At 61.9% G+C, this 20,458-nt stretch carries 18 protein-coding genes; 12 read left to right on the top strand and 6 right to left on the bottom strand.

Annotation, left to right across the window (positions count from 1 at the left end; genetic code table 11):
* The first annotated feature begins 198 nt into the window (after positions 1–198).
* Positions 199–678 carry a VOC family protein gene (locus SM130_RS13250; RefSeq protein ID WP_102825581.1) on the top strand — a complete coding sequence of 160 codons (480 nt, stop codon included), beginning with the start codon at positions 199–201 and terminating at the stop codon, positions 676–678.
* A gap of 123 nt (positions 679–801) precedes the next feature.
* Here the strand turns inward: SM130_RS13250 and SM130_RS13245 are convergent, their stop codons facing one another.
* Positions 802–1,710 (bottom strand): LysR family transcriptional regulator, encoded by a 909-nt coding sequence (locus tag SM130_RS13245; RefSeq protein WP_102825582.1) that lies wholly within the window; start codon positions 1,708–1,710, stop codon positions 802–804.
* Between the two features lie 101 nt (positions 1,711–1,811).
* Here SM130_RS13245 and wrbA point away from each other — a divergent pair, with 101 nt between their 5' ends.
* The 3 genes from wrbA (at position 1,812) to SM130_RS13230 (ending at position 6,111) form a co-directional block, all read left to right on the top strand.
* Entirely contained in the window at positions 1,812–2,438 is a 627-nt protein-coding gene (wrbA, locus tag SM130_RS13240; RefSeq protein ID WP_102825583.1) for an NAD(P)H:quinone oxidoreductase, read from the top strand.
* Complete coding sequence (locus SM130_RS13235; protein WP_102825584.1) at positions 2,435–3,661, top strand: CynX/NimT family MFS transporter; 1,227 nt, start codon at positions 2,435–2,437, stop codon at positions 3,659–3,661. Before wrbA ends, SM130_RS13235 begins: the two co-directional genes overlap by 4 nt.
* 320 nt (positions 3,662–3,981) lie before the next feature.
* Positions 3,982–6,111 (top strand): putative bifunctional diguanylate cyclase/phosphodiesterase, encoded by a 2,130-nt coding sequence (locus SM130_RS13230; protein ID WP_102825585.1) that lies wholly within the window; start codon positions 3,982–3,984, stop codon positions 6,109–6,111.
* Between the two features lie 3 nt (positions 6,112–6,114).
* On the opposite strand, the gene SM130_RS13225 is transcribed toward SM130_RS13230, so the two are convergent.
* Positions 6,115–6,447: a protealysin inhibitor emfourin gene (locus tag SM130_RS13225; RefSeq protein ID WP_102825586.1), complete on the bottom strand. Its 333-nt coding sequence runs from the start codon at positions 6,445–6,447 to the stop codon at positions 6,115–6,117.
* 9 nt (positions 6,448–6,456) lie between these two features.
* A complete protein-coding gene (locus SM130_RS13220) occupies positions 6,457–7,500 on the bottom strand; it encodes a M4 family metallopeptidase (protein ID WP_102825587.1) in 1,044 nt (347 codons plus the stop codon).
* 195 nt (positions 7,501–7,695) lie between these two features.
* Here SM130_RS13220 and SM130_RS13215 point away from each other — a divergent pair, with 195 nt between their 5' ends.
* From SM130_RS13215 to SM130_RS13205, 3 genes are read left to right on the top strand one after another with little or no spacing between them, the layout of a single operon-like run.
* Positions 7,696–9,135: a cytochrome ubiquinol oxidase subunit I gene (locus SM130_RS13215; protein ID WP_102825588.1), complete on the top strand. Its 1,440-nt coding sequence runs from the start codon at positions 7,696–7,698 to the stop codon at positions 9,133–9,135.
* 3 nt (positions 9,136–9,138) lie between these two features.
* Positions 9,139–10,146 carry a cytochrome d ubiquinol oxidase subunit II gene (gene cydB / locus SM130_RS13210; RefSeq protein ID WP_102825589.1) on the top strand — a complete coding sequence of 336 codons (1,008 nt, stop codon included), beginning with the start codon at positions 9,139–9,141 and terminating at the stop codon, positions 10,144–10,146.
* The gene (locus SM130_RS13205) at positions 10,146–10,310 is read left to right on the top strand and encodes a DUF2474 domain-containing protein (RefSeq protein WP_102825590.1); all 165 of its coding nucleotides are present in this window, start codon (positions 10,146–10,148) and stop codon (positions 10,308–10,310) included. Before cydB ends, SM130_RS13205 begins: the two co-directional genes overlap by 1 nt.
* A 280-nt stretch (positions 10,311–10,590) precedes the next feature.
* Here the strand turns inward: SM130_RS13205 and SM130_RS13200 are convergent, their stop codons facing one another.
* Entirely contained in the window at positions 10,591–11,628 is a 1,038-nt protein-coding gene (locus SM130_RS13200) for an AraC family transcriptional regulator (RefSeq protein ID WP_102825591.1), read from the bottom strand.
* Positions 11,625–12,638 (bottom strand): carbon-nitrogen hydrolase, encoded by a 1,014-nt coding sequence (locus tag SM130_RS13195; protein ID WP_102825592.1) that lies wholly within the window; start codon positions 12,636–12,638, stop codon positions 11,625–11,627. The genes SM130_RS13200 and SM130_RS13195 overlap by 4 nt, the downstream gene beginning before the upstream one ends.
* 186 nt (positions 12,639–12,824) lie before the next feature.
* Between SM130_RS13195 and SM130_RS13190 the strand changes: the two genes are divergently transcribed.
* From SM130_RS13190 to SM130_RS13170, 5 genes are all read left to right on the top strand, one after another.
* Positions 12,825–14,855, top strand: coding sequence for an NADPH-dependent 2,4-dienoyl-CoA reductase (locus SM130_RS13190; RefSeq protein ID WP_102825593.1), 2,031 nt, complete (start codon positions 12,825–12,827; stop codon positions 14,853–14,855).
* Positions 14,856–14,892: 37 nt separating this feature from the next.
* Positions 14,893–15,315, top strand: coding sequence for a nuclear transport factor 2 family protein (locus SM130_RS13185; protein ID WP_102825594.1), 423 nt, complete (start codon positions 14,893–14,895; stop codon positions 15,313–15,315).
* A 198-nt stretch (positions 15,316–15,513) separates the two neighbouring features.
* On the top strand, positions 15,514–16,872 hold the full coding sequence (locus SM130_RS13180; protein WP_102825595.1) for a chromosome partitioning protein ParA: 1,359 nt from the start codon (positions 15,514–15,516) through the stop codon (positions 16,870–16,872).
* 5 nt (positions 16,873–16,877) lie between these two features.
* Entirely contained in the window at positions 16,878–17,819 is a 942-nt protein-coding gene (locus SM130_RS13175; RefSeq protein ID WP_102825596.1) for a 1-aminocyclopropane-1-carboxylate deaminase/D-cysteine desulfhydrase, read from the top strand.
* An 18-nt stretch (positions 17,820–17,837) separates the two neighbouring features.
* Positions 17,838–18,938: a cyclic nucleotide-binding domain-containing protein gene (locus SM130_RS13170; protein WP_102825597.1), complete on the top strand. Its 1,101-nt coding sequence runs from the start codon at positions 17,838–17,840 to the stop codon at positions 18,936–18,938.
* A gap of 13 nt (positions 18,939–18,951) precedes the next feature.
* On the opposite strand, the gene SM130_RS13165 is transcribed toward SM130_RS13170, so the two are convergent.
* The gene (locus SM130_RS13165) at positions 18,952–20,346 is read right to left on the bottom strand and encodes an MATE family efflux transporter (protein WP_102825598.1); all 1,395 of its coding nucleotides are present in this window, start codon (positions 20,344–20,346) and stop codon (positions 18,952–18,954) included.
* Between the last annotated feature and the right edge of the window lie 112 nt (positions 20,347–20,458).

The raw sequence follows: 20,458 nt of genomic DNA, 5'->3' as shown, positions 1-20,458 counted from the left end.
GAGCTGTGGCGGGCAGCATCTGCGGCAGACTGTTCGAAGTGCTAAGCAGCAATGGCGCTCAGATCGCCTGCAGGTTTCGTCTGCGCAGTGAGTCTACGCTTGCGGGAGGAGAATCACGGCTGCCACGGAACGGCACGCTGCGTCGGCTTCGTTATGCGGCCTGTGCAGTGCACTCGCGGATGCCTTCAGGAGACCAGCATGATCAGCAAGAGCACCATTTGTCTGTGGTACGACAGTGCCGCGCTCGATGCAGCGACGTTCTACGCCGAAACCTTCCCGGACAGCGCTGTGGGCGCTGTCCTTCATGCGCCTGGCGACTATCCGGCGGGCAAGCAGGGCGACGTCTTGACTGTCGCATTCACCGTCTTGGGTATTCCTTGCCTTGGGTTGAACGGCGGGTCAGCGTTCAAGCAGAGCGAGTCCTTCTCGTTTCAGGTGGCTACCGATGACCAGGCCGAAACGGACCGCTTGTGGCATGCAATCGTCGACAACGGCGGTGAGGAAAGCGCCTGTGGTTGGTGCAAGGACAAGTGGGGTGTGTCCTGGCAGATTACCCCGCGCGCCCTGACGCAGGCGTTGGCCGATCCTGATCGGGCCGCCGCCAAGCGTGCCTTCGATGCAATGATGCAGATGAAGAAAATCGACATTGCGACGATCAAAGCAGCCCTGGCGAGTTGACCTGCGTCGTAGCATTTTCGCGGTCGAGGCGAGTCGTACTCCCCCTGCGGTGATGGCTTGGCGGCATCGACTTCGGGCCTTGAATGGGCCCGTACATCAGCGGCCGCGAACCTGTTTGTGAGTCTAGGACGTGGTTTGCTTGAGCAGTGCCCGGCGAAAGGCTTGCGCGACAGGCCCAAGCGGCTCATCCAGGCGGTGAGCCAGATATGCCTCGGATTGCACCTCACTGTTCCTGCCGAGATCAGGAATGGCAACGCGCGTTAGCCGCCCTGAATCCAGATCGTCCTGAATCTGCCATACCGGTAGCCGTCCCCAGCCGAGCCCGGCGCGGATGAGCGCCACCTTTGCTTCCTGGGTGTTCACTCGGCAGGTGAAGGGGAACAGGACGCCGAATGAGCGACCTTCTGAGAGTGAAGTAGGATCGATCAACACCACCTGCTGATAGCCGGCGAGATCCGGCAAGCCGAGCGGTGCGCGGCTGCCGAGTTCGGCCAGCGGATGATCACTGCTTACGACAGCGATCTGCCGGATCGAGCCGATGGCTTCCAGCGCCACCCGAGGGTTTCGAAAATCCTCGCCGACGATGATTGCGAGCGTGCAGCGCTTTTCATCCAGCGCTGCGATAGGTCCACCCAGAGGTTGTGAGCCCAGACGAAAGCTGGTGGAGGGAAACTCGAGGCTGATCCGGGTGATTGCCTGCGCCACCGATTCGATGGGAAACAGGGTGTCCACCACTAGGGCCAGTTCCAGCTCGACACCGGCACCCAGCGCGCGAGCACGGGCGCGCATGGCATCAGCGCGCAGCAGGATGTCACGCGCATGGGCCAGCAAGGCCTGGCCCTCTGGTGTGAGCACAGGACGATAGCCGCTGCGATCGAACAGCTGCAGGCCAAGTTCCGATTCCAGATTCGCGATTGCATGGCTAATAGCGGACTGCACGCGCAGAAGTCGGGCGGCACCGGATCGAAAGCTGCCGCTTTCGGCCACGGTCACAAACGTACGAATCTGATCCAGTGTCATTCCGTCGAGCATGATCTGCTCCATAGATCGAGTTGATCGAAATTTAATCACTCTGCGAGAGCGTTTGTAGTCATTAGCCTTGCTTCAGTCAACGCCATCGGAGGACTGCAGCAATGACGAACGTACTGGTGCTCTATTACTCGTCCTATGGGCACGTCGAGGCGCTTGCCCATGCCATCGCCGAGGGCGCTCGCGAGGCCGGCGCGCGGGCAGCCGTCAAGCGGGTACCCGAGCTCGTTCCGCAAGAAGTCGCGCAAAACGCGGGGTACAAGGTGGTCCAGCCTGCGGAGACGGCAACTGTGGCGGAACTGCCGAATCACGACGCCATCGTGATCGGCACGCCGACCCGTTTCGGCAACATGGCCGCGCAGATGAAGAATTTCCTCGACCGATGTGGCGGGCTATGGGCCGAGGACAAACTGGTCGGCAAGGTGGGCAGCGTCTTTACATCGACCGGCAGCCAGCACGGCGGCCAGGAAAGCACGATTCTGGCGACGCATACGGTGCTGCTTCACCTGGGCATGGTCGTGGTCGGGCTGCCTTACAGCTTCAAGGGCCAGCTGCGGATGGATGCCATTACCGGGGGGACGCCCTATGGCGCTTCGACACTCGCCGATGATGGCAGCGGCGGTGACCGCCAGCCGAGCGAGAACGAGCTGCAGGGCGCACGCTTCCAGGGCGCACATGTCGCGCGCGTGGCCGCTGCCTTGGTGGCGCATTCGGTCGGGACACCTCTGTGAGCGCCGTGCCCGTTGCGCCGCGGCAGCTGGTCGTCTGGGTCATTCTGGGTTGCGGCATCGTTGCGGCGTTACATCTGGGCAAGGCTGCCATCGCCACACCGTTGCTGCAGACGGGCTTAGATGTGAGTCTCGGCCAAGCTGGCTGGCTGACCGGCATATTTGCGCTGCTCGGTCTGCTGGGTGGTGCACCCGCCGGTGCGGTGGTGGTGGCAGTCGGCGGCCGACGAACCATGCTGCTCGGGCTGGGCATCACGGCGCTCGCCGGAGCCGCGGGCAGCGTTGCGCCTTCGTTCGCCATCCTGTTGGCGTCCAGATTGCTGGAAGGGCTGGGATTCCTGCTGATCATCGTCGCTGGTCCGGCGATACTCGAGCGGCTGATGACCGGTGTGGAGCGGGACAAGGCATTCTCGCTCTGGAGCTGTTTCATGCCGTGCGGGATGGCGCTCGTCATGCTCGCCGGGCCATTTTTTTCAGGATGGCAATGGCTCTGGTGGACGAGTTCTGCACTGGCCGCGCTCGCCGCAGCGCTTGTTGTGGTCTGCATCCCTCAAGACGACTCGCTCGGTTTGCCGCGGCAAGTACTCGATGGTATTTGGTGGGTGATCCGCTCTAGAGCCACCGCTTTGCTGGCAATTGTTTTCGCGTTGTACAGCCTGATGTTCTTCGCATTGTTCAGCTTTCTACCGGTTCTACTGATGGAGCGTATGGACATCACCTACCGCGGCGCAGGCCAGTTAAGTGCGCTGGCAAGCGTCGCCAATGCTGGCGGTAATCTTGGCGCGGGGTATCTGATGGCCCGCGGTGCCGGGCGTAGCTCCCTGCTGCTTTTCGCCAGCGGTGTCATGGGGCTCTCGGGGCTAGGCATTTTCCTCGGCCTGTTCGATGCGTCAATTACCTTCCTGCTGTGTCTGCTGTTTTCCACGGTGGGCGGGTTGATCCCAGCGACCTTGCTGGCCTCTGCGCCTATGGCGGCACGTGAAGCGACGCTTGTGCCCATCGCAGTCGGCCTGATCATGCAGGGAAGCAGCCTTGGCCAGCTTCTCGGCCCGGTCGTGGTCGGGGGCGTGACCGAGGCGTTTGGCTGGAGCGCTGCTGGAGTAGTCGTACTGATCGCGGCGATAGCCGCCTGGGTAAGCGCACTATTTTTGCGCGCTGCGCTTGACCGCGGTGCGTCGGCAAGGCGAGCGGCCGATGCGCCAGTAGCGACACGTGGGAAGCAGTGACCCGTCAGTCTCGGTGCAGTCGAAATCGTCCTGGCACCAAATTGACGCATGATTTGAGTCGCTTACTGGTGGATGCGCCTTTGTGGGGCGTTATAGAAATCGAGGCCGTTCGCAACGCACGAATACGCTGGTGATGCGGGTGGAGCGCTTCTTGCTCGGCAATGGCTTTCTGCCTCCTTTCTGCTCTTTCATTCTGTGTTCGGGGCTGAGCTCCGTTCCGATAGACGAGTGGGGACTACACAGCAAGCATGACCCAATGACCCAATGACCCAATGACCCAATGACCCAATGACCCAATGACCCAATGACCCAATGACCCAATGACTCTTGATTCTTCTGCCAACGTTCCGAGCAGTCTGCTCTCCTGCGAAGTACTGGACCGACCTCGCGTACTCGACACGCTGGTCAATAACCTCGAAGGCATGGCTTACCGCTGCCGCAACGATGCGTCATGGACGATGATCTTTGTCAGTCAGGGAGCGCTGGGGCTTTGCGGCTACAGCGCTGCAGAGTTGGTCGACGAAACGAACGTTTCCTGGGAGCGGATCACTCACCCAGATGACCGGCTGCGTGTGCGACGTTGCATCGAGCAGGCTGTTGCGGCCGCAGGGCGCTTTTCTGTGCATTACCGAATTCGTACTGCCTCGGGAATCCTCAAATGGGTTATCGAGCGCGGCGTCGCGGTGCCGGACGAGCAGGGCGAGGTCGTTGTGGAAGGCTTCATCGAGGACATCACCGCGCAACGAGCGGTGCTCGATGCATTGGAAGAGGCCGAACTGCGCTATCGCAGCATTTTCGAGAATGCCTCCGAGGGTATTTTCCAGTCGACCCGTGAGGGTCGATACCTGGCGGCCAATCCTGCCCTTGCGCGTATATACGGCTACCACAGCGCCGCCGAACTGGTGGCCGATCTGGCTGATATAGAGCATCGCCTGTATATCGAGAGCGGACGTCGTGAGGTGTTCTGTCAGCTGATGGAGCAGCAGGGCGAGGTGCTCAACTTCGAGTCCGAGGTGTATCGCCGGGACGGCACACGTATCTGGATATCCGAAAACGCGCACGTGGTGCGTGGCGCCAATGGCGAATTCATCTGCTATGAAGGCACCGTGCAGGATATTTCCGAGCGCAAGCATTATCAGCAGCAGCTCGAGCGCCAGGCCAACCATGATCTGCTGACCGGCCTGCCCAATCGCATCCTGCTCAATGACCGTATCGACCAGGGGCTCGCGCGTGCGGCACGTCTGGGTTACTACCTGACCCTGGTGTTCATTGATCTGGACAATTTCAAGTTCATCAACGACGGCCTCGGTCATGTTGCTGGCGACGAGCTGCTCAAGAGCATCGCAGCCCGGCTAGCCGGCAGCCTGCGCGGCTCCGACACCGTCTCACGGGTCGGTGGTGACGAGTTCGTGCTGGTGCTCAGTGATCACTACCGCATCAGTACCGTCATTTCGCTGTTGGAACGGGTGCTGAACGAGATCCGGCGGCCGGTCACGCTGGCTGGTCGCGAGTTTCAGGTCGGTGCGAGCCTCGGCGTAGCAATGTTCCCGGGTGACGGCGAGGACGCGCAAACATTGCTCAAGCATGCCGACATCGCCATGTACGCCGCAAAAAAACGCGGGCGCAACAATTTCCAGTTCTTTACCCATGACCTCAACCGGATCGCTGACGAGCGCCTGAACCTCGAAGCGGCGATGCGCGTTGCGCTGGAACGCGATGAGTTTTCGGTGCACTACCAGCCAAAGGTCGATGCCTCGCGGCGGATCGTCGGAGTCGAGGCACTGGCTCGCTGGACCCACACGGAGCTGGGTGTGATCGGGCCGGATCGATTCATTCCGGTGGCGGAGGAGAGTGGCCTGATCATGCCGCTGACGCTGGCCGTGCTACGCCGGGCTTTCAGCGACGCCCGCCAGTGGAACCTGGGGCGGGCTGTTCCGCTAATGATGGCGGTGAATCTTTCACCGCTGCTGTTTCTTGGTGATGATGTGGTGGATCGCGTTTGTGCAGTGCTGGAAGACGAAGGCCTGCCTGCGAATCACGTCGAGCTGGAGATCACCGAGACCGTGTTCCTCGGTGACGGTACGCGCGCAGTCTCGATTCTCGCCGAATTCAAGGCACGGGGTTTTCGACTGGCCATGGATGATTTCGGCACGGGCTACTCGGCGCTCAGTTATCTGCGGCGCTTCCCGCTGGACATCATCAAGATCGACCGTTCGCTGGTTACCGGGCTCGAACAGGAGGAGGAGGTGGCGATGATTGCTTGCGCCGCCATTTCCCTGGGCAAGAGCTTGCACAAGACGGTGGTCGCCGAAGGTGTTGAGAATGCCGCGCAGTTCGACTTTCTTTGCCGCAACGGCTGCGACGAATTCCAGGGTTACCTGCTGTCGCGGCCGCTACCGGCGGCGCAGCTCACTGCTTTGCTCGCTGCAGGTGGGGTTGTTCAGTTTTAACGTTTAGGTCGAGCTGCCAGGAATGGCGCCGTCCTGCCAGAGCTGCAGTAATTCCTGCGGGGCACGCTCCTCGGCGATCTGCAGGATCAACTCGGCATCGCTATTCTCGCGGCGATAGTGCACTTCGACCGTGAAAAAACGCCGGTCACCCTGGCCGACATTCTTGCTGGCAACCGGCAGGCACTGCTCAAGCACCGAGCAGAGCCCTTGGCGCTGGGCCGCGTCGCAATCGGCGAATTCGATCTGCCGCGTTCGCTTCAGGCCAGGCGCCGCGACGACGCCGCCCTGACGCGATACGCGCAGGGACGCATCCTGACCGATTGCTGGCATTTTCATGCTGCCTCCTTAGCGTGGCGTAATGCCCACCGACGACCACGCCTCGTATAGCGCCTGGACCTGTGGTGACAGGTGGCCGAACAACTTCGCGGCATGGGCCAGCGTGGCACTGGCAAACGTCACGAAGTCGGCATCGTTCGGCAGTTGCGGATCACAGACAGTGGCGCACCAGATTCGCCCGGCCTGTTCCCAGGCATAGCCGCCCAGGGCAGTGGCGACGAGATAGAACGCGCGGTTGGGAATGCCCGAGTTGAGGTGCACGCCGCCGTTGTCCTCGCGAGTTTCGATGAAGTCGCGCATGTGCGCCGGCTGCGGATCACGGCCGAGCAGTGGATCGTCATAAGCGGTACCGGGATTTGCCATGGAGCGCAGCGCCACGCCCTGGACTTTCTCCGTGAGCAATTCGGCGCCGACCAGCCAGTCCGCCTCGGCGGCTGTCTGTCCGAGTGCGTGCTGTTTGGTCAGGACACCGAACACATCCGAGATGGATTCGTTCAGCGCGCCGGGCTGATTGAAGTAGACCAGCCCGGCCTCGCTTTCGATTACGCCGTGTGCCAGTTCATGTGCGACCACATCCAGCGAGCGGGTGAAGCGCTGAAACAGCTCGCCGTCGCCATCACCGAATACCATCTGCTCACCGTTCCAGAAGGCATTCTCGTAGCCCTGGCCGTAGTGCACGGTGCCGATCAACGGCATGCCCAGATCATCGATCGAGTCGCGTTGCAGTACCTGCCAGAAAAACGCATAGGTCGCGCCAAGCGCGTCATATGCCTCGTCGACGGCCGCATCGCCGCTGACCGGCTGGCCTTCGCGGCGCCGTGGCGTACCGGGCAGTTGCATACGCTGTTCGGCATCATGGATGCGCCGCTGTGGATGGCCCGGCGTGCGCAGTTCGCCAAGCTCGGCGATTGCCGTTGGGCGAGGCGGGCCGGGGTTCGGCAGTAGGCTGTGAACGTGATCGAGCGTTTGTCGGGCACACCCACGCTGATAGGGCGAGCCGTGGCCGATGATGCGGTCAAGTATGTACGGCGGAATGAAGGAACGGATCTGCACCTGCAGTACTCCTGGGCTGACGCGGCTATGCCCAGCATAGACCTGGGGCGCGCTGTCAGTTCGACCGTCGATCCAGGCGCGACGACTTGGCGCGGCGATCGCCCTGCACCCTTGGCGCGTTCTGCTGTCATTTGTGCTGGAGCCTGTATCCGCCGTCATAGACGAGGCGGGCGGTCATACGACGAGGAGTTGCCCATGTTCGGATTGGAAGCACTAGAGCTTGCGCGAATCCAGTTCGCTTTCACGATTAGCTTTCACATCATTTTCCCGGCCATCACCATCGGTTTGGCCAGTTTTCTAGCGGTACTCGAAGCACTGTGGTTGAAGACCCGGAAGGAGGTCTATCGTGACCTGTACCACTTCTGGCTGAAGATATTCGCGGTCAATTTCGGTATGGGCGTGGTATCGGGAATCGTCATGGCGTACCAGTTCGGTACCAACTGGAGCGCCTATTCCGAATTCGCCGGCAGCGTCACAGGGCCGCTGCTTGCCTATGAGGTACTGACCGCGTTCTTCCTGGAGGCGGGCTTCCTCGGCGTAATGCTGTTCGGCTGGAACCGCGTCGGTGAGCGATTGCACTTCTTCTCGACGTTGATGGTAGCGGTTGGCACGCTGATTTCGACCTTCTGGATTCTTGCATCCAACAGCTGGATGCACACTCCGCAGGGTCACGAGATCATCGACGGTATCGTGGTGCCGGTGGACTGGTTCGCGATCATCTTCAATCCCTCGTTTCCTTATCGCCTGACGCACATGGCCGTCGCGGCCTTCCTCGCCACGGCGTTCTTCGTAGGGTCCTCGGCAGCCTGGCATCTGCTGCGCGGCAAGGACACCCCGGCGATCCGCAAGATGCTTTCGATGGCGATGTGGATGGCGCTGCTGGTAGCGCCGGTACAGGCCGTGATCGGCGACTTTCACGGGCTGAACACCCTCGAATACCAGCCAGCGAAAATCGCGGCGATGGAGGGACATTGGGATAATTCCGAAGGTGGTCCGACCCCGCTGCTGTTGTTTGGCTGGCCGGATATGGAGGCCGAAGAAACACGCTACAAGATCGAGATTCCCTACCTGGCGAGCCTGATTCTCAAGCACAGCCTGACCGAACCGATTCCCGCACTGAAGGACTTCCCCCCTGAGGATCGACCGAATTCGACGATCGTGTTCTGGACATTCCGCATCATGGTCGCGCTCGGCCTGCTGATGATTGTCACAGGCATCTGGAGCCTGCTGCTGCGGCGCGGGGACCGCCTGTACAGCTCGCGGCCGTTCCTGCGGCTGGTTCTGTTGATGGGGCCGTCCGGGCTGATTGCCATTCTGGCCGGTTGGTACACCACCGAAATCGGCCGGCAGCCATGGGTAATCTACGGCCTGATGCGCACCGCCGATGCCGTATCCAATCATGGCGCCGGGCAGCTGGGGCTGACGCTGGCCATGTTCGTGCTCGTCTACTTCGCTGTGTTCGGAGTAGGCATGGTGTACGTCCTGCGGCTGGTGAAGAAGGGCCCGGTAGCCAGCGAAGGCCGCGAAAAGGGGGCTGGCGGTCCTGGCGAGGCGCGCACTCCGATGCGGCCGATATCGGCGGCGGACGAGGCGCTTCCACATGACCACGGCGACCAACTGGGCGAGAGGAACTGAGCCATGGGTATTGATCTTTCACTGATCTGGGCGGTGATCATCATCTTCGGCATCATGATGTACGTGGTGATGGACGGCTTCGATCTCGGCGTCGGCATTCTCTTCCCGTTCGTTCCGGACAGCTCCAATCGCGACGTGATGATGAATACCGTCGCGCCGGTCTGGGACGGCAATGAAACCTGGCTGGTGCTCGGCGGGGCGGGGCTGTTCGCAGCGTTCCCGCTGGCGTACTCGGTGGTGCTGTCTGCGCTCTATCTGCCGATCATCTTCATGCTGATGGGGTTGATCTTCCGCGGTGTAGCCTTCGAGTTTCGCTTCAAGGCCAGCAAGCAGCGTCAGCATGTATGGGACAAGGCTTTCATCGGTGGTTCGCTGGCAGCGACGTTCTTCCAGGGCGTCGTGCTCGGCGCCTTTATCAGCGGGTTGCCGGTGGAGAACAGGGCGTATGCCGGCGGTGCGCTGGACTGGCTGACGCCGTTTTCGCTGTTCTGCGGCCTGGCGCTGATCGTTGCCTATGCGCTCTTGGGCTGCACCTGGCTGATGATGCGCACGGCGGGCGACCTGCAGCGACGCATGCACGACATCGGCGTGCCGCTGGTCTGGGCGGTGCTGGTCGTGACCGGTATCGTCAGCCTGTGGACGCCGCTGACCCATCCGGACATCGCCGAGCGCTGGTTCAGCATGCCCAATCTGCTGTATTTCATGCCGGTCCCGGTGCTGGTGCTGCTGTGTACCTTCGGGCTGCTGCGCTCCATCCAGCGCTACGCCAACTACATGCCCTTTCTACTCACCCTGGCGCTGATCTTCCTCGGTTATAGCGGGCTGGGCATCAGCCTGTGGCCGAACATCATCCCGCCGTCGGTGACCATCTGGGAGGCGGCGGCACCGCCGCAGAGCCAGGGCTTCACTCTGGTCGGGGCATTGCTCATCCTGCCGTTGATCCTGATGTACACGGCATGGAGCTACTACGTGTTCCGCGGCAAGGTCAGCGCCGAGGATGGGTATCACTGATGGCGCAGCAGGAGAAAAAACCGGCCTCCAGCGGCGAGCCGAAACCCCTTTGGCAGCGAATGAGCTGGCTGGTGTTGATCTGGAGCGGCAGTGTGCTGGCGCTTGGCATCGTGGCCTGGCTGATACGTCTGGCCATGAATGCAGCCGGGCTGGCGTCACCTTGAGGCGCGCCCCGCCATGGGGCGCGCTGTTCTGGAGCGGCGCCATTATGTCGCTGCCAGCGCACATGAATCACGTCACGATTCCTTCATTTGCGGCTTGTAGCCTTCCTGGCACGAACCTTGATGGGCGACAGACATAGCGCCTTGAACAAACTGACGACGAGGAATTTGCTATGGACGATTACCAGGACGAACTACTTGAGTGGCACGCCGCTGAGCAGGACCACCCGGACAGTGCCGAGGATGCGGTCGAACTCTAGACGGCTAATCGGGGAGCGGTTGGTCAGGCTCCGCGCCGCTGGGTGCGCCGGTAATCCCCCGGCGTCTGACCACTCCAGCGTTTGAAGGCGCGCTGAAACGCCTCTGCTGACGAGAAGCCGAGCAGCCAGGCGATTTCGCCGAACGCGGATTCTGTATCGCGAATATAGGCCATCGCCAGGTCGCGCCTAGTGTCATTGAGGATCGCGCGATAGCTGCTGCCTTCCTCGGCCAGCTTGCGGCGCAACGTCCAGGCCGGCATCTGCAGTCGCGCGGCAATCTGCTGCAGGTCTGGCTCCTGGCCCTTGAGCATTGGCCCGAGTATTTGTGCAACGCGTTCGCGCAGGCTGCGTGTGCGGGTACGGCGTTCCAGTTCGGCTTCGCACAGCTCCAGCAGGTGGCGCCAGGTTCCCGGGCAGTGGTCCGGGTTGCGCAAGGCCAGGGTGCGCTGGTCCAGTTGCAGCTGATTCGCTTCCGCATCGAAGCACACCGGCCGGCCGAAAAGCGCGTCGTAGCGTGGTGCGTAATCTGGCGCTGCGAATTCGATTTGAATCGCCGCTGGTACTACCGGCGTGCCGCTCAGTCGGCCGAGCTGCGAGACCCAGCTCGCCAGGACGGTGTCCACCACGAAGCGGTTATAGGCGTTGTATGGGCTGATGGAATAGAAACGTAACCAGGCGCCTGCTGCGTCTTCGTGAAAACTCGAACTGCCGCGATAGTTGGACGCATACAGCGCCTCGTAGCGAATCAGCGCGCGGGCGGCTTCACGCACGGTGGGCGCCTGAGCGGCGGTCAGGCCGGCGAGACCCAGGTGGCCGGGCTTGCGCAGGCGGCCCATCTCCAGCCCCAGAGCGGGATCGTCGGCCAGCTGAATGGCCGCATGTCCCAGACGCATGTAACGTGGAATCGACAGTCGTGCGTGCGGCTCGGCCAGGCGTTCGGCATCCAGTCCATAGGCCTGTAGAAGCGGCTTCGGGTCATGGCCATACAGCTGCAGCGCGTCGCTGAGGCTGTGCAGGAAACCGACTGACAGATCACCCAGCCGCACGCGCTGCGTATTCATGGATTACTGCCGAGCCAGTGGTTGCGTATTTGCACCGGAATACCATGGCCTGGCGGGGCAGGGCGGCGTGGCGAGCCAAGCAGGTTCCATGGCAGCGCGAGAGTTTGCACGGGCATCAGCGTCCGGCCGCTGACGGCGTCTGGTAGCGTGTTGCCGCAGCTGGACGAGGGGGCCGCGAGGGCGCCGGGTATCGCGAGCAACTTCGCTTCGGCAGACGGCCGCTCGAGGTAGGCATCACAACCCAACAGCACCGCGAGCGACCCAGCCGGCGTTTCGATCAGGCGCCGTGGTTCGGGGATGGGTGCGACGCTGTAGCGTCGTTCATAGCGGCTCAGCGCATGTTTGTATTGAAGTGCGCCCAACGGCTTGCCACGGCCATCGAAGGTCAGGCTGACCTGGCGCAGCGGACCGTCGCCGATCTTGAGCTGGTCGTTCTCCAGGTAGGGCTCCGGCAGCACGATCGAACCGGCCACCAGCGTGACGCCGAACTCATTGGCCAGGCCACCGAAGATTGTCTGGTATTCCTCGGCCATCTGCCGCGCTTTCAGCCGCAGCACGGCCCCAGTGCGTCGATCATCGACCTGGTTGCCCGTCAACGCACGCAGGTAGCTGCCCGGATTGCTGAGTGCCATCCACTGCATGGCGTCGCGCAGGGTACGGGCCTGCTGGACTTCCGGCTTTTCACCCAGCGCGAACAGGCCGGTACCGACGTGTTCGGGGAGCACCACGACGGTTCGCTCGCTGAGCATGCCGGCGTCAGCGGCTTGCTGGAGATAAGTCCGAAACTTCAGCTGGAGTCTTTCGCGGCTCTGGAAGTCCGCGGGTTGCAGGCGCGTCTCGATGCCCAGCAGGTTGCCCTCGGTGCCGGCCCGCCCGTGGCTCTCTATAGGCAGGGTGCGCAGATCGGACAGCAGGGGGCCACTGCGACGGTCTCCGGTCCAGTCGAGGTAGACAGCAAAGGAAGTCGCTGCAAGGACGAGCAACAACACGATATTGATTGAGGTACGCATGATAAGAAGGCTGTGATGAACTTCGATAGCCTAGGTAAAGCATGCCGTATTGCCAAGCACTTTGCGCAGCAGGATCAAAAAGTTGTCACTTTCGATCATTGAGCGCAGCAGCTGCGCTGTTTATCGTCGCTGCATACCGACCGCAGCCCCAAGAGGCTCGGCACTCCTGATGATGAGGATGCACTGATGACCGCTTTCCCGAAACTGCTGGCTCCGCTCGATCTTGGCTTCACCACTCTGCGCAATCGCACTTTGATGGGCTCTATGCACACCGGGCTGGAGGAGATGCCCAACGGCTTCGAGCGGATGGCGGCATTCTTCGCCGAGCGCGCCCGTGGCGGCGTTGGCCTGATCGTAACCGGTGGTGTTGGGCCCAACGAGGAAGGCTCGGTGCGTGCGGGAGCGGCCAAGCTCTCCACGCCCGAGGAAGCCGAAGAACACAAGGTCGTCACCCAGGCGGTTCACGAGGCAGGCGGCAAGATCTGCATGCAGATCCTGCACGCAGGGCGCTACGCCTATAGCCCTCAGCTGGTGGCGCCAAGCGCCATCCAGGCACCGATCAACCCGTTCACGCCGCGTGAACTGGACGAGGAGGGCATCGAGAAGCAGATCCGCGACTTCGTCAACTGCGCGAGCCTTGCCCAGCAAGCGGGCTACGACGGCGTCGAGATCATGGGGTCGGAAGGTTATTTCATTAACCAGTTCCTCGTGGCACATACCAACCACCGTACCGATCGTTGGGGTGGCAGCTACGAGAATCGCATGCGTCTGCCGGTCGAGATCGTGCGCCGTGTACGTGAAGCGGTAGGAAGCGATTTCATCATCATTTACCGCCTGTCGATGCTCGACCTCATCGAAGGCGGGAGCGTCTGGGAGGAGGTGGTGCAGCTGGCGAAGGCCATCGAGCAGGCCGGTGCCACGCTGATCAATACGGGCATCGGCTGGCACGAGGCGCGCATTCCCACGATCGCCACCAAGGTGCCGCGCGCCGCGTTCACCAAGGTCACCGCCAAGCTGCGCGGTAATGTGAGCATTCCGCTGATTACCACCAACCGTATCAACACACCGGAGGTCGCCGAGCAGGTATTGGCAGAGGGCGACGCCGACATGGTATCGATGGCTCGCCCGTTCCTGGCTGACCCTGAGTTCGTCAATAAGGCGGCTGCCGGCCATAGCGAGCGGATCAATACCTGCATCGGTTGCAACCAGGCCTGTCTGGACCACACCTTCAGCGGCAAGCTGACGACCTGCCTGGTCAATCCGCGCGCCTGCCACGAAACCGAGCTCAACTACATTCCCACCACCACGGTGAAGAAGATCGCCGTCGTCGGTGCCGGCCCGGCGGGTCTGGCTGCCGCCACGATTGCGGCCGAGCGCGGCCATCAGGTGACGTTGATCGATTCGGCCAGTGAAATCGGCGGCCAGTTCAATGTCGCCAAGCGCGTCCCAGGCAAGGAAGAGTTCTACGAAACGCTGCGCTACTTCCAGAACCGCCTGCAGGAAACCGGCGTCGAGGTGCAACTGAATACCCGTGCGACGGTGGAAACGCTGTTGGCTGGAGGCTTTGACGAAATCATCCTCGCTACCGGCATTGCCCCGCGGACCCCGGCAATTCCTGGCATCGATCATCCGAAGGTGATCGGTTATCTGGATGCCATCCTGGAACGCAAGCCGGTTGGTCAGCGCGTGGCAGTGATCGGCGCCGGTGGCATCGGCTTCGATGTGTCGGAATACATCACGCATGACGGCGAATCCACCAGTCTGGATCGTGAGGCTTTCTGGAAAGAGTGGGGTATCGACCTCGGGCTTGCGGTACGCGGTGGTATCGCCGGCATCCAGCCCGCCCCCCATGCGCCGAAGCGCCAGGTTTATCTGCTGCAACGCAAGAAGTCCAAGGTCGGTAATGGCTTGGGCAAGACCACAGGCTGGATTCACCGTACCGGTCTGAAGAACAAGCACGTGCAAATGCTTAATTCGGTCGAATATGTGCAAGTCGACGATGCCGGTCTGCACATCCGGGTAGGCGAGGGCGAGCCGCAAGTGTTGCCGGTGGATACGGTAATTCTCTGTGCTGGCCAGGAGCCGTTGCGTGAGCTCCAGGCGGGACTGGAAGCGGCAGGCGCGCGGGTGCATCTGATCGGCGGCGCGGATGTCGCTGCCGAGCTGGACGCCAAGCGAGCCATCGATCAGGGCTGCCGTTTGGCTGCGGCGCTCTGATTCGGAACCCATCGGCAAGTCTGAAAGAGGATCACTTATGGAAAGTGCAATTGCGCTGCAACCGGGGGCTGCGAGCAGTCTGGAAGCCTGGCACCGTATGATCGCTGAGCGTGATCTCAGCCGGCTGCCGGAGCTATTGCATCCACAGGCCGTGTTTCGCTCGCCGATGGCCTACAAACCCTATGAAGGCGCGGCGGCGGTCAATCTGATCCTCAATACCGTGCTCCAGGTGTTCGAGAATTTTCATTACCACCGTGAGCTGGCGAGCGCAGAAGGCTCGGACGTGGTACTGGAATTCAGCGCCCGCGTAGGGGATCGCGAGCTCAAGGGCATCGACATGATTCGGTTCGACGAGGCGGGCAAGATCGTCGAATTCGAGGTCATGATTCGTCCGATGAGTGGTTTGCAGGCGCTGGGCGATGAGATGGAGCACCGCCTGGCTGCCTACCGCGCGGGCTGATTTAGCAAAGCCCATCGCAAAATCCGCAGTGCGATGCACCGCGCGGCGCCCAATGCCGGGATTCGCTGCCAACCCAGTCACATTGCCTGCTTGAACATTTCCCCTAAACTTGCGGCACTAACGGGGCGACGGCATCGGATGGCCGTATCGCTCCGGATAATGCTGGCTCGCTGCTGCGGGCAATAGAGGAAGTCGAGCATGCAGAACAAGCCGCAGATGGTCGAAGCCGTACTGTTCTTCAATGAAGGCGCCATCTGCAAGGAAATGCTGTATCCGGAATTCGAGGCGGTGCTCGACGGGGTCGTTGCACTTCCCGAGTTCGCGGATCGTCAGATGCATGCCGTATACGTGATGATCAATCCACGGCTGCAGGTGCGTGCCGCGGTATTTTTCTGTCTCGACTTCAATGATGACGGCTCGGCCGATTCCGGCTGGAACATTCCGTTGCGCCAGTTGGCCGAGCGTACTGGCCGCGGTCCGGACATGGGCGCTGGGCCGATTCGCCTGGCCTGCCGCAGTCAGTGCCCGGTGTCCTGGCATCAGATGCACATGTGGGACCCAAAGGTCAGCCCGGAACGCAATGATCTGGTGGTGCTGCGCGAAACCATCAAGCGCAACCAGCTCGGCCTGCTGGTCGAAGATGAGACGCCTCAAGCAGTACCAGCAGAACGTCTGCAGATGGTTGCCGAGGACACCTGGTACGCAGCCGAGGCCGGCAAGGACGCCGCGGCAAAGCGATCCGAAAGCCATGAGCGGGAGCAGCGACAGAAGGCTGCCCTGCTGATCAAGCAGCAGCGTCAACGCATCGCAAACCTCGAGCGCCTGCGCGAAGAGGATGCGCTCAAACTGGCGGCTGCCGCGGAGAAGGAGCGCAAGGCGCTGCAGGATGAGGTCGGCGCGCTGCAACAGCAACTGCAGCAGCAGACCGAGCTGAACGCGAATCTGCATGCGCAGATGACCGCGCAGGGCGAGAGCTTCCAGAAAGCGCGCGAGGAAATGAGCAAGCAGCTGCGCACGCTGGAGGTCAGCGGCAGGGTCGAGATCGGCGCTGCCCGAGAACAGTTCGAAATTGAAGCTCAGGCTCGCATTACTGCGGCCGTGGCTGAGTACAGGGAGCAGGTATCGATCCGCGACGTCGAACTGGCCTACCGCAACGAGCTGGATGCGCAGCTGGAAGAGGAAATCCAGCGGTTGAAGGCCGAGTGCGAGAAGTTGGGTGGTAGCGGCGACCGGGTGCTGGAGGAGCTGTCTCGTCAGGGCGTGGTGTTCATGGCCTACCATCCTGGAGCAGGGCATCTAACCATCGCATTGCAGGACCTTGCTCGCTATCGCACCAATCCCTTGGCTTATGTCGCTGCCAAATGCTTCGTCTCCGAGGAGCAGTATCGGCAGTGGCTCGAGCATTACCAGAAGCCGGCCTGCGTTGCGACGCTTTCCAGTGGTGAGCGTTGCGCAATGCCGCTGGATAAGATTGATACACCTAGCCGCTTCGTCATCGGCGAATCCAACTGCTGCACTCGGCACCGCAAGGAAGACCGACAGCGCACCGGCAGCTAAGCGGTTTGTCTCTGCCTCCTCCCTTCGATGCCCCGTTGATCCTACAGCCCCTGTCGTTGGACTGGTTGCAGCGCAGCGGGGTCGAGGGCGCGGTACTACGTCTGGATCTGGTAGATCCCGAGTTATCCGGCAACAAGTGGTTCAAGCTGGTGGAGCATCTTCAGGCAGCCCGCCGTGCTGATGCATCGGGCCTGATCAGTCTCGGCGGTGCTCATTCCAATCATCTGCATGCAGTGGCGGCTGCGGGTCGCCGCTTTGGTCTGGCGACTGTCGGCTTGCTGCGCGGACACGAGCAGGAAACGCCAACGGTGTCCGATTTACGCGCCTGGGGCATGCAGCTGCACTGGCTTGGCTACGGTGGCTACCGGGAGCGTAACCAGCCGACGTTTTGGGAACCATGGCAAGCGCGCTACCCAGGCTTCTACCAGATACCCGAAGGGGGCGGTGGTGTGCTCGGCGCCCTCGGTTGCGCTGCGTTGGTTCCGCGCTTGCAAGCGTCGCTTGGCTCAGTGGGTTGGAGCGACTACGACGTCATTTGGCTGGCTACCGGTACCGGAACGACGCTGGCTGGCCTGGTCATCGGCGAGGCCGGTCGACATCGTGTGTTCGGCGCGCTGGCCGGCCCGCCTTCGCATGCGGTGAGCGCGGGTGTGGCGAGGTTGCTTGCGCAAGCCGGCGTCGCTGATGGCGGGTATGAGCTGCTGGACGCCAGCCGCGGCGGGTTTGGACGTTTCGACAAGGAGCTGGCCCAGTTCATCCTGGCGACCGAGCGCGCCGCTGGCGTGCCGCTCGATCCGATATACACTGCAAAGACCATGATGGCGTTGCGCCTTTATGTCGAGCGGGGGTATGTTCCTGCCGGCACGCGGCTGGTGTTCGTCCACACCGGTGGTCTGCAAGGGCGCCGTGCTGCTCAAGGCCAGCTGCAAAAGCTGATTGACGGATAGACGTTTGGATTTTCTCGGATGAACAAACCGCTGCACCCCGATCAGCTGCGCAATCTGATCCCGCTCGATGGGCTTTCGCCGCGCCAGCTATGGGAACTCCGCTTGCGGATTGCGCCGCTCGCGCTCACGGCCGGCCAAGTTCTCCAGTTCGGAAGTAACCCTGCAGTACGTCACTATTTGATGACGGGCAGTCTTCTGCTGATCGACATCAATGGGCAGCAGACGCGTTTCGTCGCTGGCACGCCGGCTGCCTTGCACAGCCTTGCGACTGGCCAGCTGGGCGAGTTGCGCGCACTGGAAGATTGCCAACTGCTGACCGTGGATGGTGCAGAGTTGGAGCGGCTGCTTTCCTGGCGCCAGGCCCTTCAGGACGTATTGCTGCAGCTGTCGATGGATGGAGAAGACAGCGAATGGCTCGAACGCCTGCTGGAAAATCCGTTGTTCGCTCAGGTGCCACCAGCAAACATACGCAGCATGCTGAGCCGTCTTGTCGAAATCGATGCGCCAGCCGGCCAATCCCTGATCCGTGAGGGCGAGGCCGGTGATTGCTGCTACTTCCTCAAGAGCGGTCGCGCGCAAGTGCTGAAAGCGGCTGGCAGCGGAGAACAACTGCTCGCAGAGCTCGAACCGGGCGCGTGTTTCGGTGAAGAAGCGCTGCTCGAAGAACGCTCGCGTAATGCGAGCATAGCCATGATCGAGGATGGCTCCGTGCTACGGCTTTCCCGAGCCGACTTCCTCGAGTTGCTCAAGGCGCCGGTGGTGGGCGACGTCGATCTGGGCAACGTGGCCGAGCTGCTCGCCTGTGGTGCTCAGTGGCTCGACGTACGATTGCTCGACGATTATGAGCAGGGTCATGCGATGCAAGCGCTGCATATGCCGTTGCACCTGCTGCGGTTGAAGACCCGCTTGTTGAGCCCGCAGCGTCCCTACCTCTGCTATTGCGAAAGCGGCAAGCGCAGTGCCAACGCCGTGTTTCTGCTGACCCAGCTTGGCTTTACTGCCTATGCACTGCGCGGCGGGCTCGACGCGCTAAGCCCGGAAGACCGGGCCGCGCTGCTCTGGGAGTGTGGTTCGGGGTACCTGGCGCGCTCCGACGGCAGGATCGAACGCAGTCTCTGATTGGCTGTGGCGGCTAGACCGCCGCCCTGCGAAGCGCAGTGTGCCGATGGATCTCGCGGCGGGCGCTGCGAGCCAGGCGCACGCTGAGCAGCAATGCCGCGCAGCTCAACCCGGCGATCAACCCTTGCCATAAGCCAGCTGGCCCTGTGGCAGCACCGAGGTGGTCCGTAAGCCCGAGTAGATACCCCACCGGCAGGCCGATGCCCCAGTAGGCGAAGAGGGTGTAGACCATCGTCATGCGGGTGTCCTGATAGCCGCGCAATGCTCCGGCGGCGGTGACCTGGACCACATCCGAGAACTGGAAGACCGCAGCATAGAAGAACAGGCTGGCGGCGACAGCGATGACAGCCGGGTCCGGTGTGTATATCCGCGCAATCTGTTCGCTGAACAGCAACATGACGCTGGCCGAAAAGCAGGCGTAAACCAGTGCCGCGGCGATCCCTACACCAGCGACGAAGCGGGCGTCTCTTGGGGCATTACGGCCCAGTTCCTGGCCAATACGCACGGTAACGGCCATCCCCAGCGACAGTGGGATCATGAAGATCAGTGAGGTGAAATTCAGCGCAATCTGGTGTCCGGCGACGACCGTTGCGCCGAGTGCGCCAATCAGCAGCGCGATGACGGAAAAGATACTGGCTTCGGCGAACACCGCGACACCAATCGGTACGCCTACCGACAGCAGATGCCGGAGCATCGGCCAACGCGGCCATTCGAAGTGGGAAAACAGCTGGCTGGGTTGATAGGCCGACGCACGTTTCACCCAGATGGTCATCGCTATCAGCATGAACAGCATCACCAGTGCAGTGGACACGCCACAGCCGACGCCCCCCATTGCCGGTATGCCTAGCTTGCCGTAGATGAAGATGTAGTTCAGCGGGATGTTCAGCAGCAGGCCAAGGATGCCGATCACCATGCTCGGTCGCGGATGACCCAGGCCGTCGCTGAAGCAACGCAGTACTTGATATAGCGCGACAGCGGGAAAGCCGCAGGCGACGGCGCGCAGGTAGGCCATGGTCGGCTCTATCAAAGCCGGCTCGACGCGCATCAAATGCAACACCGGCTCCGCATTCCACATCAGCAGCGCGCTGCCCAGGCCGATGCCTGCGCCCATCCAAAGAGCCTGACGGACAAGTGGCCCGATTTCGCCATGGTTGCCCGCGCCGTAGCGCTGGGCGACGTTCGGCGTTGTCGCCAGCGTGATGCCGCTTAGCAGCAAATAGACCGGCACCCATATCGAATTGCCCAGCGCGACCGCAGCCAGATCATGGGGGCTGACGCGACCGGCCATAACGGTGTCGACGAAGCCCATGGCAGTGCTGGCCAGCTGGGCAATCATCATGGGCAGGGCGAGGGCGAAGAGGGTGCGCAATTCAAGGCGGACCCGTCTGAGTCTGAGCTCAGTGGGCATCAGGAGGCGTTCCGGTTGTATACAAGAAGCGCGCTAGTCTACGCCCCGCGAGAGCGCTCAGGAAGGCGGCAAAGCAGTGGCAAGCCGTCTAGAATGTGCTTCCCCTCACCGG

The sequence above is a fragment of the Stutzerimonas stutzeri genome (assembly GCF_038561965.1).
Taxonomy (GTDB): Bacteria; Pseudomonadota; Gammaproteobacteria; order Pseudomonadales; family Pseudomonadaceae; genus Stutzerimonas; species Stutzerimonas stutzeri_AA.
Note: the sequence above shows the minus strand (reverse complement) of the source record. Positions and strands in the feature narration are given on the sequence as shown.